We start from the raw sequence: 13,969 nt of genomic DNA on the forward strand, positions 1-13,969 counted from the left end.
CGATCCTGTTCCGCGAGGAGTTATGACGAGCAAAATATGGGGGGGCCGCTTTCAGAGCGCAACCGACGCGATCCTGGAGGCGATCAACGTCTCCATCGATTTCGACAAGCGCCTCGGCCCACAGGATGTGCGGGGCTCCCTCGCTCATGTCGCCATGCTGGCCGAAACCGGCATAATCTCGGCCGAGGACGCCGCCGCCATCACGCGCGGTCTAGAACAAATCCGCGGCGAAATCGAGGAGGGGCGCTTCACCTTCTCGCGCGCGCTCGAAGACATTCATATGAATGTCGAGTCGCGCCTCGCCGAGCTCATCGGCCCGGCGGCCGGGCGGCTGCATACGGCGCGCTCGCGCAACGACCAGGTGGCGACCGATTTCCGCCTCTATGTCCGCGACGCGATCGACGACATAGACGCGCAGCTCGCCGATCTCCAGCTCGCCCTCGCCGAGAAGGCGCTGGAGGAAGCGGGCAGCGTGATGCCGGGCTTCACCCATCTGCAATCGGCTCAGCCCGTCACTTTCGGGCATCATCTGCTCGCTTATGTCGAAATGCTGGCGCGCGACCGCGGCCGCTTCGCCGACGCCCGCGCGCGGCTGAACGAATCTCCGCTCGGCGCGGCGGCGCTGGCCGGCACGTCTTTCCCCATTGATCGCGAGAAGACGGCCAAGGCGCTCGGCTTCGCGCGGCCGACGGCCAATTCCTTGGACAGCGTCTCCGATCGCGATTTCGTGCTGGAGACGCTTTCCGCAATGGCGATCTCGGCGACGCATCTCTCGCGTTTCGCCGAGGAGATCGTGCTGTGGACGACCTCGCAATTCGCCTTTGTCGCGCTCTCCGACAAATTCACCACCGGCTCGTCGATCATGCCGCAGAAGCGCAATCCCGACGCCGCCGAGCTGGTGCGCGGCAAGACGGGACGCATCATCGGCGCGCTGCAGGCGATGCTCGTGGTGATGAAGGGCCTGCCGCTCGCTTATTCGAAGGATATGCAGGAGGATAAGGAAGGCACATTCGACGCGCTCGACAATTTCGCGCTCTGCGTGGCGGCGATGGCCGGCATGATTCGCGACATGAGCGTCGATCGCCCCCGAATGCGCAAGGCGGCGGGCGCGGGCTACGCCACGGCCACCGACCTCGCCGATTGGCTGGTGCGCGCGCTGAATCTGCCCTTCCGCGAGGCGCATCACGTGACCGGCCGCATCGTCGGAATCGCCGCCGAGCGCAGTGTCGGCCTCGAGAAGCTGCCGCTGGAGACGATGCAGGAGGTCGAGCCGCGCATCACAGAGGATGTGTTCAGCGTGCTCGGCGTCGAGAAATCGGTGAAGAGCCGGGTGAGCTATGGCGGCACGGCGCCGGAGAATGTGCGCAAGCAGGCGCGGCGCTGGCTGAAGCATTTGGCGAAGAAGTAAACGTCTGAAGCCGGGCAGTCGGGTGAAGGTTTCCCCACCCTCGCGAAGCGGGCGTCTCGAAGGATTGCGGCCGCTCGGTGCTGAAGCATCCTTCGAGGCTTTTTGCTGCGCAAAAAGCGTGTCGCATTTGGCCGGTATTATCGCTCCGGCTCGGATCGCGACCCTTGCAGCCGATGCGCGTCGAGCTTTTCTTTCTCGAGACGCGCTGTCGCTTCGTCGAGCGCTCGCTCGGACTTCATACGCCCATGGGCGAGGCGATTGGCGTCCGCCTCCGCCTCTTTGGCGCGTCTATCCCTGACCTTGCGGGCGCGTCGCAGATTGACGATCTCGCCCATGGCGAATCAGGTCTTTTTGCGGAAGGCGTCGATGGAGACGATTTTGGCGGCCTCGCCGCTCTCCTCCGCAGCGGCGGGCTCAGTCTCCTGACGCTTCTCGCTGCGGGCGGCGGGACGCGGGCCGTGCCGGGGCGGAGCCGCCTCGCCGGTGGGCTGCGGCCGGGCGGGAAAACGGGTCGGCTCCTCCTCGCGGGCGGGGGCGAGCTCGTCCACCTCCCATTTGAGGCCGAAATCGACGGAAGGGTCGGAGAAGACCGTCACCGCATCGAAGGGCACATAGAGCTGCTCGGGAATGCTGCGGAAGGACAGGCCCACCGAAAAGCCGCGCTCGTCGACGAGGAGATTGGAATATTGATGCTGCAGGATGATGGTCATCTCCTGCGGCCATTGCTCGGCGAGGCGCTTGGAGATTCTGACCCCCGGCGCCTTGGTGCGGAAGCTGATGGTGAAATGATGATCGCCCGGCAGACGGCCGGCCGCCGCCGCATCGGCGAGAACCTTGCGCATGACGCCGCGCAGCGCGTCCTGGACGAGAAGATCGTATCTGATGAGGTCGGTGGACATGACGCTCGCCGAGAACCCCTGTTCGCTCTGCCCCGTCGGGACGAAAGTGGAGGCTTCTGTTGCCAGGCGCCTCCGAGCCCCGCCTAGAAGTGCAACCCCCTAGGGCTTGAATCCCAGTACCTTCACTGCATTACGCAGCGACGGCCACCGGAGCATAGTTGTCGTTGGCAACTATAAGGTTTGACCCGATAACGGCGGTATCATGCCGAGCGAAAAAGCACCCTTTACGCCCTCGTCGATCCTATTTCGCCCCCGCCACAAGCCGCGACGTGAAGATTTCGCGTGACGGCCTCTGGTGGAGGCGCCGGGTACCGCCCCCGGGTCCGATAGGTTTATTACGGAGTTCGTTTATCGCCATAGCCGCCCCGAGAGGCGGCAGCTCACAATATACGCATTAAGGGACGATGCGGAAAGGGGCTGCGCGCAAAGCTTCGTCGATCTCCCCGACTTTCTGCACGGACGCCGAAAACGCCCGCCGAGGATCGGCGGGCGTTTCGCGAGCTGGCTCGGGGAGGTCGCCGGGCTCGGATCAGTTGTGCTTGGGCGCGTCCTTGACCGTCAGCCCGTCCTTGACCTGGGCGAACAGCGCATCGGTCAGAATGCGGTTCTTCACCAGCTCATCCGTGGATTTATAGGGCCGGCCCTTCACGATCGCCTCGGCCAGAGTGTGGGTGAGGCCCTTGACGGCGGAGAGCTGCTCCACCGTGGCGGCGTTGATGTCGAGCGGCGCGGAGACGGCGACGACTTGCTTGACCGGGGCGGCGACGGTGGAGGCGGGGCCCGCCGGGGCCTTGGCGGCAGGGGCGGTCGCGGTCTGGGCGAAAGCCGGAGCGGAAGCGAAAAGGGCGATGGCGAGAATGGCGTTGGTCTTCATGATGGCTGTCTCCTTGGACCGGGACATTTCCCCGATCGACGAGCGCATCATGCCGGCGCCCCGCTGAACCCGTTTTGAATGCGGCGTTCAGCTGAAATTCAGCCGCCGCGCCCGGGCTTCATTTGCTCTTCAGGCAGGAGACCGCCGCCGGCAGGCAGGCCGCGCCGACCATGGAGCAGGCCGCCGAGCCATCCTCCAGCCGGGCGCAGACGAGGCAGCCGTCGGTCCATTCGAGGCAGGACGGATGATCCTCGCCATAGGCTTGCGACGGCTTTTCCTCCACGGCGAAGGCCATGTTCGCGCAGAAAAACGCGAGGGCGAAGGCCGCGCGCGCAATCACGCTTCGCCCACGCGCTTGGGCGCGGCAAAGCCCGCGGCGTCCATGGCGAGATGAATCTTGTTCTGCAGGCCGGCGTCGTCGCCCTTTGCGATCAGCGCCGCATTGTCGGCCAGCGCGCCGCAGAGCGCCTTCACCCAGGGTTCCTCGCTCTTGGCGAAATCGCCCAAAACGTAAGAATGCACGCGGGCCTTGTCGCCCGGATGGCCGATGCCGAGCCGCATACGCTTGAAATCCTGCCCGATATGGGCGCCGATGGAGCGCAGGCCATTATGGCCGGCCGCGCCGCCGCCGATCTTCACGCGGCATTTGGCGGGGGCGAGATCGAGCTCGTCGTGAAAAACGACGACATCCGACAGCGCGATCTTGTGAAAGCGCAGCGCCTCGCCGACAGAGCGGCCCGACTCGTTCATATAGGTCTGCGGCAGCAGCGCCAGCACGCGCTCGCCGGCGATGGTCCCCTCGCGGACGAGGCCCTGGAAGCGGGAGCGCGGCGCGGAAAAGCCATGGGCGTCGGCGATCTTCTCGACCGCCATGAAGCCGATATTATGCCGGTTCCCGGCATATTCGCGGCCGGGATTGCCGAGGCCGACGAAGAGCAGCATGGCCGATTGGCTCCGTGCCGAAACAAGCGGGCGATCGGCGGCCTGCGCCGATCGCCCGTCTCGTTACTTCTTCGCGGGAGCGGCCTTGCCGCCCTTGCCCTTGACCGGAGCCGCGGCGGCGGCCGCAGCGGCCGCGATCTCCTCGGCCGTGATCACCGGCGGCGCGATCGACGCCACGGTGAAGTTCTTGTCGGGATTGGTCGGCTTGCAGTTCGGCGGCAGGGTGAACGCCGAGATCTGCAGCGAATCGTTGAAGTCGAGCCCGGTGAGATCGGCGGTGATGGCGTCGGGGATGTTGTCCGCCGGCACCCACATCTCGATCGCGTGGAAGACGATGTTGAGCGAGCCGCCGCGCTTGAGGCCCGGAGCCGCGTCATGATTGACGAAATGCACCGGCACGTCGACGCGCAGGCGCGAGCCGGCCTTCAGGCGCAGAAAGTCGACATGCAGCGGGAAGTCCTTGACGACGTCGAGCTGATAGTCGCGCGGAATGACGCGCTCGGGCTTGCCGTCTATGTCGAGCTCGAAGATCGTCGTGAGGAAATGCCCGGCGTAGATGAGCTTGGTCAGCTCTTTTTTGTCGAGCGACAGCGGCGTCGGCGCCTCGCCGCCGCCATAGACGACTCCTGGTATACGGCCCTCACGGCGAACGCTGCGGGCGGCCCCCTTGCCTGTCCCGCTGCGCACCGCGGCCGCGAGCTTCTTGATCTCGGCCATTTCGGTGTCCTTTTTTAAAAGAGAAAGCGCGCCTTTCGCCTCCAGGGGTGTCGGATGCCGGCGCGCCGCTGGCTTATAGGCGAGGGCCAATTTGGTGGCAAGGCTCGGGGCGCCGCATGAAGGGTTCGGTTTCCTTCATCGAGCCGTCGATGATTTCGAAAGGAGAAATTCATGGCGAAGCATAAGATTTATACGACCAGCTTCGCGAGCGTCTATCCGCTCTATGTCGCGAAAGCGGAGAAAAAGGGACGTACGCGAGAAGAGGTCGATCAGATCATTGCCTGGCTGACCGGCTATGATCCGCGCGAGCTGCGCGCTCGGCTGGAGGAGCAGACGGATTTCGAAACGTTCTTTGCGCTGGCGCCGCGGCTCAATCCGTCGCGCGTCGCGATCACGGGCATGATCTGCGGCGTCCGACTGGAGGATATAGAAGAGCCGACCATGCGCGAAATCAGATATTTGGACAAACTCATCGACGAGCTGGCGCGTGGCAGGCCGATAGAGAAAATACTTCGAGAGACTTGATCGCGAGCGAAGCCGAGAGGCAGAGCTTGACAGCGGATTTCCGGATCAGTTATATAACTTATTAGTTACATACATGGTAGGTAAATAATGCCCGACCCCCTCAGCGCCACCTTCGCCGCTCTGGCGGACCCTACGAGACGCGCCATACTCGCGCGGCTCGCACAGGGTGAAGCCTCCGTCGGCCAGCTGGCGGCTCCTTTTTCCATCAGCCAGCCGGCGGTCTCGAAGCATCTGAAGGTGCTCGAGCAGGCCGGCCTCATCACCCGCGGCCGCGCCGCCCAATCGCGTCCCTGCAAGCTGGACGTGGCGCGGCTCCGCGACGTTTCCGATTGGCTCGAGACCTATCGGCGTTTCTGGGACGAGAGCTTCGACCGGCTCGACGCCTATCTCGCCGAATTGCAGAAGGGCGACCCCGATGCTCAAAAGAATTGACGACGCCATCCCGCCGCTGACGATCACGCGCCGCTTCGCGGCGCCGCCGGCGCTCCTCTTCGACGCCTGGCTCGACCCCAAAGCCGTCGGACGCTGGCTGTTCCGCACGCCGACAGGCCAGTCGGCGCATGTCGAGATCGACGCCCGCGTCGGCGGCGGCTTCGCCATTCACGAGCAGCGCGGAGAAATTCTCGCGACGCATTTCGGCGAATATGTCGAGATCGAGCGACCGAGCCGCCTCGTCTTCACTCTGGGATTGCAACGCGAATGCTCGTCCACGCGGATCGCGATCGACATTCGCCCCGACGGCGTCGGCAGCCTGTTGACGCTGACGCATCATATGACGACGGAAGCGGCCGCCAAATCCTTCGCCATCCGCGCCGGCTGGGCCGGAATTCTCGAAGGTCTCGCGCGCGAGACGGGCGAGGCCGACGCCCCGCATCGGCTCATTCTGCTGCGCAAATTCGCGGCGCCGCGCGCGCTCGTCTTCAAATGCTTGACGGAGCCGCAGCATATGATGCGCTGGCTCTGCCCCGCGCGCTTCCAAGTGCTGTTCGCCGAGAATGATCTGCGCATCGGCGGCAAATGGCGCTCGGGCATGCGCTCGCCCGAAGGCGACGATTTCATTCATCACGGCGAATATCTCGAAATAGACGCGCCCGCGCGGCTCGTGATGACGCATCAATGGGAACGCAATCACCTCGAGCCGAAAGCGCTGACGACGCTGGAAATGGAGCTCGTCGAGCAAAACGGCGAGACCGAGATGACCTTCGTGCAGAGCGGCCTCGCCACGGCGGAATCCGCCGCCTCGCACAGCAATGGCTGGACCGGCGCTTTCGATTATCTCGCGGAGCTCGCGCGCGAGCTCGCCACCAGCGATCATTGAGCGGAAGAGTCGATCGCCGCTCGTTACCCGTCATGTGAGGACGATGATGAAGCCTACGCTCGCCGCACTTCGTTGGGTTCCTCCGGTCGCTCGCGGCTATGTTCGCGATCTGCGTGTGCGATGGGCGCTATTTGCAACGCTGGATGACGCGCCGCGGCTATCTCGAAGATGCGCGACTCTGCGATCTTGTACGAATTTCCCACTCTCGCGTCATATCGCGCCCGATGCGAGGCTCGTCCCGCCTTCGCGCGCGCTCGACGCGCAATTGAAAGACTATTGCGAGAACGCGTCGACAGCGTCGCAAACTTAGACGGCGAGTCTCGATCGGCGAAGCGTTCATCGAGGAGATGTCATGTCCGAAGAATTGTGCATTTCCATACCCCGCGACGTTCCAGAAATCTCCGACGTGCGCCTCTTCGCGGCGCCGCGCGCGCTGGTTTTCGACGCTTTCTCGTCGGCCGATCGACTCGCGCGATGGTTCGGGCCGAAGGGCTTCTCGCTGGCGATGCAGGCTTTCGAATTTTCGCCCGGTGGCGTCTGGCGTTTCGTCATGCATGGCCCGGACGGACGCGATTATGAGAATAAAATCGTCTTTCAGGAGATAAGAAGGCCCGAGCGCATCTCCTATGTTCATCCGGGCGACGACGGCGCAGAGCCGCTTCGCATGGAGGTGACGATCTCCTTTTCCGAGGAAGGCGAGAAGACGCGCATCGAGTGGCGCAATCGCTTTCCCACTCTCGCCGAGCGCGATCGCGTCGAGCGCGACTATGGGGCGGCGGTCGGCCTTTCCGAAAATCTCGATCGCCTCGGCGATTTCATCCTGGACTCGGCCGGCCCGATCTTCGAGACGTCGCGCCGCTTCGCCGCCTCGCGCGAGCGCCTGTGGAAGGCTCTTACCGAGCCGGAGCGCATGGCGCGATGGTTCGGGCCGAAAGGCGTTCCCGTCATCGCCTCGCAAATGGATTTCCGTCCCGGCGGCTCTTACCATTACGGCCTGCGCACGCCCGACGGCGGCGCCATATGGGGCCTCTTCGAATATAGCGAGATCGAGGCGCCGACGCGCATCGCGCTCGTCGCCTCCTTCTCGGATGAGAAACGCGGCCTCACGCGCCATCCGCTGAGCGCGACATGGCCGCTGAAGCTCGCGACCGTCTATCGCTTCGCGGAGCGAGACGGCGGCTGCGAATTGACGCTCGTCGCACGGCCGCACGAGGCCCGCGCCGAGGAGATCGCCACTTTCGCGGGCGCGCTCGACGCCATGACGCAGGGCTGGGCCGGCACATTCGAGCAGCTCGACGATTACCTCGCCGCGAGCTGATCGCGACACCCGGATCTTTTAAAACAGAAGGAGCAATCGATGCCGATCAAACCTTATCTTTTCTTCTCCGGCCGTGCGGACGAAGCCATCGCTTTCTACCAAAACGCGCTCGGCGCCGAGGTGAATTTCCTTCTGCGCTTCGACGAGAGCCCCGAGCCGCCGCCGCCCGGCGCGCTCGCGCCCGATTGGGGCAAGAAGATCATGCATTCCTGCCTTCGGATCGGCGATTCGGAAGTGTTCCTGTCGGACGGTTGCGGAACGGGTCCCGCCGGCTTCAACGGATTCGGCGTTTCGCTCGAGGCGAAGAGCGTGGCGGAGGCCGAGCGCATGTTCGGCGCGCTCGCCGATGGCGGCGAGGCGCGAATGCCCTTGGGCGAGACGTTTTTCGCCGTCACCTTCGGCATGGCGGTCGATCGCTTCGGCGTGCTCTGGATGATCATCGTCCCGAAGTGAAAAAGGTGCGGGACGGTTGACGAAGCGCTTTGCGCGGACATGATCTCCTCCCAGGAAACGAGCGTCCGTCCGCGACGCTCGCTGGGAGAAACATGATGTCGATTCAACCCTATCTGATCTTCGACGGCCGCGCCGAAGAAGCCGCCGCCTTTTATGAGAAGGCGCTCGGCGCGCAGATACAGATGCTGATGCGCTACAAGGACAGCCCTTTGCCCCAGCCGGAGGAAATGCTGCCGCCCGGCTGGAGCGCCAAGGTCATGCATATGGCGCTGAAGATCGGCGACACGATCGTCTTCGGCTCGGACGGCGACGGCGAGGAGACCGGCTTCAAGGGCTTCTCGCTGTCCTATAGCGCGAAGACGCAAGAGGAGGCCGAACGCGTCTTCGCCGCGCTCGCCGAGGGCGGCGAGACGAAGATGCGCTTGACCAGAACTTTCTTCTCACCCGCGTTCGGAATGCTCACCGACCGCTTCGGCGTGCCCTGGATGGTCGTGCTGCCGCAATGACGGCGCGCGGCGCTCTTTCGCTCGTGAGCGGGAGCGCCGCTCCGCTTTTTTTCGAGGTTCGACATGTTGGAAATCATCGGCGCCGGCGTCGCCGTCATCATCGCCGCAATTCTCGTCCTGGCCGCGCGCCAGCCGGACGTCTGCCACATCGCGCGCTCCATCTTCATCGCCGCGCCGCCGGAGCGAATATTTCCGCTGATCGACGATCCGCGCGCGAGCAATGAATGGAGTCCTTTCGTGAAGGATCCGAGCGTGAAGCTCTCCTACGCCGGGCCGGAACGCGGCGTCGGCGCGGCCTGTGATTTCGAAGGCAATGCGAAGGTCGGCGCGGGGCGAGTCGAGATCGTCGAATCCGTCGCGCCGTCGAAAGTGGTCGTCACATTACGCCTGGATCGGCCGATGAAATGCAGCAATCGCGTCGAATTCACCATTGCGCCGCAGAATGGCGGCTCGCTCGTCACCTGGGACATGAAAGGGCGCCAGCCCTTCCTCGGCAAGCTGTTCAGCCTCGTCATGCGGCCGGAAAAAATGGTCGGCGGCGCTTTCGAGCAAGGTCTCGGCGATCTCGAGCGCCTCGTCGAGACGGCCCGCGACGAGGCGGCGCCGACAGCGTGATGATGCGATGTCGAGAGAGGAGCCTTCGGCCGCGCCTCAATTGCGCCCGAAGGTCTCGTCGAAAGAATAGCCGGTGCCGCGCACAGTGCGGATCGGGTCCTTCTCGCGGCCGCGGATGATCGCCTTGCGCAGACGGCCGACATGGACGTCCACGGTGCGCTCGTCGATCTCCGCCGACAGCCCCCAGACGCTGTCGAGCAATTGCGCGCGCGAGAAGACGCGGCCGGGCTTTTCCATCAGATATTCCAGCAGGCGGAACTCCGTCGGGCCGAGATGAATCTCGCGCCCGCCACGCTTCACCCGCCGCGTCTCGCGGTCGAGGTCTATGTCCCCGGCGACGAGCCGCGTCGCCACGCGCTCCGGCCGCGCGCGGCGCAGCAGAGCGTGAACGCGCGCCATCAGCTCCGGCGTGGAGAAGGGCTTCACCACATAATCATCGGCGCCCACCGAGAGACCGCGCACGCGCTCGTTCTCGTCGCCGCGCGCGGTGAGCATGATGATCGGCATTGTGCGCGTGTCGTCGCGCGCGCGCAGCCGCCGGCAGATTTCCAGGCCGGAAACGCCGGGCAGCATCCAGTCGAGAATGACGAGATCGGGCACGGATTCGGCGAGGCGGATTTCCGCCTCGTCGCCGCGCTCGACATGTTCGACCTGGAAGCCTTCCGATTCGAGATTATAGGCGAGCAACAATGCGAGGGCCGCCTCGTCTTCCACGACGAGAATTCGCGGCGCCCGATCGTGCGGCGTCTCGCGCGGCGTTGCGACGCGAATCTCGTTCATTGCGAGGGCTCATCCGTTTCCACGCTGGGGGAGATGCTGGACGACTTGCCCTTGGGGCGGTCGGTCGGCATCGACTCGCCAGTGACGAGATAGACGATCGTCTCGGCGATATTGGTGGTGTGATCGCCGATCCGCTCTATATTCTTCGAGCAGAAGAGCAGATGCGTGCAGAAGGAGATATTGCGCGGATCCTCCATCATGAAGGTGAGGAGATCGCGGAACACCGAATCTTCCAGCGCGTCGAGCTCGCTGTCATTGGTCCACACGGCGCGGGCGCGCTCGACGTCGCGCTGGGCGTAGGCGTCGAGCACGTCCTTCAATTGCATGGCGGCCACTTCCGCCATCGTCTTGAGGCCGATGATGGCGCGCGGCACGCGCGCCTCGGAGAGGATTTTCACCGTGCGCTTGGCGATGCTCTTGGCGAGATCGCCGACGCGCTCGAGATCGGCGGCGATGCGCATCGCGGCGATGCATTCGCGCAGATCGATGGCGAGCGGCTGACGCCGCGCGATGGTGAGGATGGCGTTCTCCTCTATCTCCCGCTGCAGCGCGTCGAGGCGCTGATCGGTGGCGACGACGCGATGGGCGAGCTCAATGTCGAAATTGGCGAGCGCATCCATGGCTTCGGCGAGCATTTTCTCGGCGATGCCTCCCATCTCGGCGATACGGCGGCCGAGCACTTCGAGGTCGCGGTCATAGGAGCTGACGATATGTTCGCTCATGTCTCATAATCCTCGTGCGCGATCGCGCTCAGCCGAAGCGGCCGGTGATATAGTCCTGGGTCTTCTTGTTCTGCGGCGCGGTGAACAGATTGTTCGTCTCGCCGAATTCGACGAGATCGCCGAGATACATGAAAGCAGTGTAGTCGGAGACGCGCGCCGCCTGCTGCATATTGTGGGTGACGATGGCGATCGTGTAGCGCTCCGACAATTCGTCGATGAGCTCCTCGATCTTCGCCGTCGAGATCGGGTCCAGCGCCGAGCAGGGCTCGTCGAACAGGATCACCTCCGGCTGAATGGCGACGGTGCGCGCGATGCACAGGCGCTGCTGCTGACCGCCCGAGAGGCCGAGGCCGCTCGAATTCAGCTTGTCGCGCACTTCGTCCCACAGCGCCGCGCCACGCAGCGCCGCCTCGACGCGGCCGTCGAGCTCGCTGCGCGACAGCTTCTCATAGAGGCGAATGCCGAAGGCGATATTGTCGTAGATCGACATGGGGAAGGGCGTCGGCTTCTGGAACACCATGCCGACGCGCGAGCGCAGCAGGTTGAGGTCGATGCTCGGGTCGAGGATGTTCTCGCCGTCGAGCAGCACCTCGCCCTCGGCGCGCTGCCGCGGATAGAGGTCGTACATGCGGTTCAATATGCGCAGCAGAGTCGATTTGCCGCAGCCGGACGGGCCGATGAAGGCCGTCACCTTATTGGTGTAGAGCGGCAGCGAGATCGATTTCAGCGCTTTCGACGACCCGTAATAGAAATCCAGATCGCGAACCGAGACTTTGGTCGGAATGGAGGCTTCGACAACCGGCATGGCGGTCATTTTTGTGTTCCCTGGCTGCTGAGCGCGCGCGCGGTGATAGAGAGCAGAAGGACGGCGACGGTGACGAGCAGAGCGCCGGTCCAGGCGAGCTGCTGCCAATCCTTGTAGGGCGAGAGCGCGAATTGGAAGATGACGACGGGCAGGCTGGAGACCGGCGCGTTGAGATCCGTGCTCCAGAACTGATTGTTGAGCGAGGTGAAGAGCAGCGGCGCCGTCTCGCCGGAGACGCGGGCCACGGCCAGCAGCACGCCGGTGACGATGCCGGATTTCGCGGCGCGATAGGCGACGCGCATCAGCATATGGGAGCGCGGCAGGCCGAGCGCCGCCGCCGCCTCGCGCAGCGGGCTCGGCACCAGCAGCAGCATGTCCTCCGTCGTGCGCACGACGACCGGCACCACCAGCACGGCGAGCGCCAGAGCGCCGGCTATGCCGGAGAAATGTCCGACGCGGGCCACCACCACCGTATAGACGAAGAGGCCGATGACGATGGAGGGCGCGCTGAGCAGAATGTCGTTGATGAAGCGCACCACGGTGGCGAGCTTCGAGTAGCGGCCATATTCGGCCATGAAGGTGCCGGCGAGCATTCCGAGCGGCGTGCCGAGCAGCACGCCGATCACCGTCATCACCAGCGAGCCGGCGATGGCGTTGAGCAGACCGCCGCTGGAGCCGGGCGGCGGCGTCATTTCGGTGAAGACGGCCGGCGTGAGGCCGCGGGCGCCTTCATAGATCAGCGCGCCGAGGATCAGCACCAGCCAGGCGAGACCGAAAATCGTGCCGGTCCAGCACAGAGTGGTCGCGAGCGCATTGGTGCGTCGGCGGGAGGAATAGAGGGACAAAGGTCAGGCTCCCGATTTCTGCTCGATGCGCATCAGCATGAAGCGCGCCGCCGCCAGAACGAAGAAGGTGATGACGAAGAGGATGAGGCCGAGCTCGATCAGCGCCGACGTATAGAGATCGCCGACCGCCTCGGTGAATTCATTGGCGATGGTCGCCGAGATCGTCGTGCCCGGCGCGAGCAGAGAGCTCGACACTTTATGCGCATTGCCGATCACGAAGGTGACGGCCATCGTCTCGCCGAGCGCGCGGCCGAGGCCGAGCATCACGCCGCCGATGACGCCGACGCGCGTGTAGGGGATGACGACATAGCGCATCACTTCCCATGTCGTGCAGCCGACGCCCGAGGCCGCCTCCTTCAGCACCGGAGGCACGGTGTCGAACACGTCGCGCGAGATGGAGGTGATGAAGGGCAGCACCATGATGGCGAGGATGAAGCCCGCGGTCAGCATTCCGATGCCATAGGGCGGGCCGGCGAAGAGGCTCGACAGCACGGGAATGTCGCCGGTGAGCGAGATCAGCGCCGGCTGCACATGCTGCTGCAGGAAGGGGGCGAGCACGAACAGGCCCCAAATGCCGTAGATGATCGAGGGAATGCCGGCGAGCAGCTCGATGGCGACGCCGATCGGCCGGCGCAGCGCATGGGGGCAGAGCTCGGTGAGGAAAATGGCGATGCCGAGGCCGAGCGGCACGGCGATGACCATGGCGATGGTCGAGGTCACCACAGTGCCGTAGATGGGCGCGACGGCGCCGAATTTCTCGGTGACGGGATTCCAGGATTCCGTCGTCAGGAACCCGAGGCCGAAAGCCTGTATGGCCGGGAGCGAGCCATAGATGAGCGAGAAGATCACGCCGCCGAGGATCAAGAGAACGAGGATCGCCGCGGCGCGCGTCAAATTATGAAAAAAGAAGTCGAACAGGGCCATGCGGCCGAGCACTTTCCTGCGGTCGACTTCGGCGGCGCGGGGCGTCGCATCTACGATTGCTAGGTCGGACACGCTATTATCTCTCGTTTGGCGGTTGAAGCCGGCTTCCATCGCGCGCTCCCGAAGGCGGATTTTTCATGTGAGGTCATAGCGCAGGTCTCGGGAGAACTCACCGCGTCGAGAGGCTCCGCGTCGAAAAGAAGCGGACGGAGCCAGGTCTCGGGCAGGTCGTCTTGCGCCATTCACCAACCTGCGGTTCTCGCGCGTCTCGCGTCGAGCGGCGACGCCGGCGAAATGGTCTTTCGCCGGCGCGCAGAG

19 protein-coding genes and 1 other RNA gene are annotated in these 13,969 nt (G+C 64.4%); 8 read left to right on the plus strand and 12 right to left on the minus strand.

The features are described 5' to 3' along the window. The first annotated feature begins 22 nt into the window (after positions 1 to 22). The gene (argH, locus tag C5689_RS02820) at positions 23 to 1,408 is read left to right on the plus strand and encodes an argininosuccinate lyase (protein ID WP_108915753.1); all 1,386 of its coding nucleotides are present in this window, start codon (positions 23 to 25) and stop codon (positions 1,406 to 1,408) included. 137 nt (positions 1,409 to 1,545) lie between these two features. On the opposite strand, the gene C5689_RS02825 is transcribed toward argH, so the two are convergent. From C5689_RS02825 to C5689_RS02855, 7 genes are all read right to left on the minus strand, one after another. Beyond that, on the minus strand, positions 1,546 to 1,743 hold the full coding sequence (locus C5689_RS02825) for a DUF4169 family protein (RefSeq protein ID WP_108915754.1): 198 nt from the start codon (positions 1,741 to 1,743) through the stop codon (positions 1,546 to 1,548). 6 nt (positions 1,744 to 1,749) lie between these two features. Then, positions 1,750 to 2,307, minus strand: coding sequence for an SspB family protein (locus C5689_RS02830; RefSeq protein WP_108915755.1), 558 nt, complete (start codon positions 2,305 to 2,307; stop codon positions 1,750 to 1,752). A gap of 45 nt (positions 2,308 to 2,352) precedes the next feature. After that, positions 2,353 to 2,724: a transfer-messenger RNA gene (ssrA, locus tag C5689_RS02835) on the minus strand. 112 nt (positions 2,725 to 2,836) lie between these two features. Further along, positions 2,837 to 3,181 carry a ComEA family DNA-binding protein gene (locus C5689_RS02840; protein WP_108915832.1) on the minus strand — a complete coding sequence of 115 codons (345 nt, stop codon included), beginning with the start codon at positions 3,179 to 3,181 and terminating at the stop codon, positions 2,837 to 2,839. Positions 3,182 to 3,299: 118 nt separating this feature from the next. Next, a complete protein-coding gene (locus tag C5689_RS18320) occupies positions 3,300 to 3,476 on the minus strand; it encodes a hypothetical protein (RefSeq protein WP_158271732.1) in 177 nt (58 codons plus the stop codon). A 41-nt stretch (positions 3,477 to 3,517) separates the two neighbouring features. Continuing rightward, on the minus strand, positions 3,518 to 4,123 hold the full coding sequence (gene pth, locus C5689_RS02850; RefSeq protein WP_108915757.1) for an aminoacyl-tRNA hydrolase: 606 nt from the start codon (positions 4,121 to 4,123) through the stop codon (positions 3,518 to 3,520). A gap of 63 nt (positions 4,124 to 4,186) precedes the next feature. Next, positions 4,187 to 4,840 carry a 50S ribosomal protein L25/general stress protein Ctc gene (locus tag C5689_RS02855; RefSeq protein WP_108915758.1) on the minus strand — a complete coding sequence of 218 codons (654 nt, stop codon included), beginning with the start codon at positions 4,838 to 4,840 and terminating at the stop codon, positions 4,187 to 4,189. Between the two features lie 171 nt (positions 4,841 to 5,011). Between C5689_RS02855 and C5689_RS02860 the strand changes: the two genes are divergently transcribed. The 7 genes from C5689_RS02860 (at position 5,012) to C5689_RS02895 (ending at position 9,575) form a co-directional block, all read left to right on the plus strand. Then, positions 5,012 to 5,365 (plus strand): DUF2200 domain-containing protein, encoded by a 354-nt coding sequence (locus tag C5689_RS02860; RefSeq protein WP_108915759.1) that lies wholly within the window; start codon positions 5,012 to 5,014, stop codon positions 5,363 to 5,365. Positions 5,366 to 5,452: 87 nt separating this feature from the next. Then, the gene (locus C5689_RS02865; RefSeq protein ID WP_108915760.1) at positions 5,453 to 5,797 is read left to right on the plus strand and encodes an ArsR/SmtB family transcription factor; all 345 of its coding nucleotides are present in this window, start codon (positions 5,453 to 5,455) and stop codon (positions 5,795 to 5,797) included. Further along, the gene (locus tag C5689_RS02870; RefSeq protein WP_108915761.1) at positions 5,781 to 6,683 is read left to right on the plus strand and encodes an SRPBCC family protein; all 903 of its coding nucleotides are present in this window, start codon (positions 5,781 to 5,783) and stop codon (positions 6,681 to 6,683) included. Before C5689_RS02865 ends, C5689_RS02870 begins: the two co-directional genes overlap by 17 nt. 352 nt (positions 6,684 to 7,035) lie before the next feature. Continuing rightward, entirely contained in the window at positions 7,036 to 8,001 is a 966-nt protein-coding gene (locus C5689_RS02880) for an SRPBCC family protein (protein ID WP_108915762.1), read from the plus strand. Between the two features lie 39 nt (positions 8,002 to 8,040). Beyond that, complete coding sequence (locus C5689_RS02885; protein ID WP_108915763.1) at positions 8,041 to 8,454, plus strand: VOC family protein; 414 nt, start codon at positions 8,041 to 8,043, stop codon at positions 8,452 to 8,454. Between the two features lie 95 nt (positions 8,455 to 8,549). Continuing rightward, positions 8,550 to 8,960: a VOC family protein gene (locus C5689_RS02890; RefSeq protein WP_108915833.1), complete on the plus strand. Its 411-nt coding sequence runs from the start codon at positions 8,550 to 8,552 to the stop codon at positions 8,958 to 8,960. 63 nt (positions 8,961 to 9,023) lie between these two features. After that, positions 9,024 to 9,575, plus strand: a complete 552-nt coding sequence (locus C5689_RS02895; protein WP_108915764.1) for an SRPBCC family protein — start codon at positions 9,024 to 9,026, stop codon at positions 9,573 to 9,575. A gap of 36 nt (positions 9,576 to 9,611) precedes the next feature. Here the strand turns inward: C5689_RS02895 and phoB are convergent, their stop codons facing one another. Genes phoB through pstC form a run of 5 tightly spaced genes read right to left on the minus strand, consistent with a single transcriptional unit; the run spans position 9,612 to position 13,651 of the window. Continuing rightward, a complete protein-coding gene (gene phoB / locus C5689_RS02900; RefSeq protein WP_108915765.1) occupies positions 9,612 to 10,355 on the minus strand; it encodes a phosphate regulon transcriptional regulator PhoB in 744 nt (247 codons plus the stop codon). Beyond that, positions 10,352 to 11,077: a phosphate signaling complex protein PhoU gene (gene phoU, locus C5689_RS02905; RefSeq protein WP_108915766.1), complete on the minus strand. Its 726-nt coding sequence runs from the start codon at positions 11,075 to 11,077 to the stop codon at positions 10,352 to 10,354. Before phoU ends, phoB begins: the two co-directional genes overlap by 4 nt. Before the next feature lie 28 nt (positions 11,078 to 11,105). Then, a complete protein-coding gene (pstB, locus tag C5689_RS02910; RefSeq protein WP_108915767.1) occupies positions 11,106 to 11,891 on the minus strand; it encodes a phosphate ABC transporter ATP-binding protein PstB in 786 nt (261 codons plus the stop codon). Then, positions 11,888 to 12,727 (minus strand): phosphate ABC transporter permease PstA, encoded by an 840-nt coding sequence (gene pstA / locus C5689_RS02915; protein WP_108915768.1) that lies wholly within the window; start codon positions 12,725 to 12,727, stop codon positions 11,888 to 11,890. Before pstA ends, pstB begins: the two co-directional genes overlap by 4 nt. A gap of 3 nt (positions 12,728 to 12,730) precedes the next feature. Next, positions 12,731 to 13,651, minus strand: coding sequence for a phosphate ABC transporter permease subunit PstC (pstC, locus tag C5689_RS02920; protein WP_244594558.1), 921 nt, complete (start codon positions 13,649 to 13,651; stop codon positions 12,731 to 12,733). Positions 13,652 to 13,969: the final 318 nt, after the last annotated feature.

This window comes from Methylosinus sporium (genome assembly GCF_003113265.1).
GTDB lineage: Bacteria > Pseudomonadota > Alphaproteobacteria > Rhizobiales > Beijerinckiaceae > Methylosinus > Methylosinus sporium.

What these genes read in the sequence shown, in the direction of transcription:
- argH (WP_108915753.1), top strand. Translation starts at nt 23, where the DNA reads ATGACGAGCAAAATATGGGGGGGCCGCTTTCAGAGCGCAACCGACGCG.
- C5689_RS02825 (WP_108915754.1), bottom strand. Translation starts at nt 1,743, where the DNA reads ATGGGCGAGATCGTCAATCTGCGACGCGCCCGCAAGGTCAGGGATAGA.
- C5689_RS02830 (WP_108915755.1), bottom strand. Translation starts at nt 2,307, where the DNA reads ATGTCCACCGACCTCATCAGATACGATCTTCTCGTCCAGGACGCGCTG.
- C5689_RS02840 (WP_108915832.1), bottom strand. Translation starts at nt 3,181, where the DNA reads ATGAAGACCAACGCCATTCTCGCCATCGCCCTTTTCGCTTCCGCTCCG.
- C5689_RS18320 (WP_158271732.1), bottom strand. Translation starts at nt 3,476, where the DNA reads ATGGCCTTCGCCGTGGAGGAAAAGCCGTCGCAAGCCTATGGCGAGGAT.
- pth (WP_108915757.1), bottom strand. Translation starts at nt 4,123, where the DNA reads ATGCTGCTCTTCGTCGGCCTCGGCAATCCCGGCCGCGAATATGCCGGG.
- C5689_RS02855 (WP_108915758.1), bottom strand. Translation starts at nt 4,840, where the DNA reads ATGGCCGAGATCAAGAAGCTCGCGGCCGCGGTGCGCAGCGGGACAGGC.
- C5689_RS02860 (WP_108915759.1), top strand. Translation starts at nt 5,012, where the DNA reads ATGGCGAAGCATAAGATTTATACGACCAGCTTCGCGAGCGTCTATCCG.
- C5689_RS02865 (WP_108915760.1), top strand. Translation starts at nt 5,453, where the DNA reads ATGCCCGACCCCCTCAGCGCCACCTTCGCCGCTCTGGCGGACCCTACG.
- C5689_RS02870 (WP_108915761.1), top strand. Translation starts at nt 5,781, where the DNA reads ATGCTCAAAAGAATTGACGACGCCATCCCGCCGCTGACGATCACGCGC.
- C5689_RS02880 (WP_108915762.1), top strand. Translation starts at nt 7,036, where the DNA reads ATGTCCGAAGAATTGTGCATTTCCATACCCCGCGACGTTCCAGAAATC.
- C5689_RS02885 (WP_108915763.1), top strand. Translation starts at nt 8,041, where the DNA reads ATGCCGATCAAACCTTATCTTTTCTTCTCCGGCCGTGCGGACGAAGCC.
- C5689_RS02890 (WP_108915833.1), top strand. Translation starts at nt 8,550, where the DNA reads ATGTCGATTCAACCCTATCTGATCTTCGACGGCCGCGCCGAAGAAGCC.
- C5689_RS02895 (WP_108915764.1), top strand. Translation starts at nt 9,024, where the DNA reads ATGTTGGAAATCATCGGCGCCGGCGTCGCCGTCATCATCGCCGCAATT.
- phoB (WP_108915765.1), bottom strand. Translation starts at nt 10,355, where the DNA reads ATGAACGAGATTCGCGTCGCAACGCCGCGCGAGACGCCGCACGATCGG.
- phoU (WP_108915766.1), bottom strand. Translation starts at nt 11,077, where the DNA reads ATGAGCGAACATATCGTCAGCTCCTATGACCGCGACCTCGAAGTGCTC.
- pstB (WP_108915767.1), bottom strand. Translation starts at nt 11,891, where the DNA reads ATGACCGCCATGCCGGTTGTCGAAGCCTCCATTCCGACCAAAGTCTCG.
- pstC (WP_244594558.1), bottom strand. Translation starts at nt 13,651, where the DNA reads ATGGCCCTGTTCGACTTCTTTTTTCATAATTTGACGCGCGCCGCGGCG.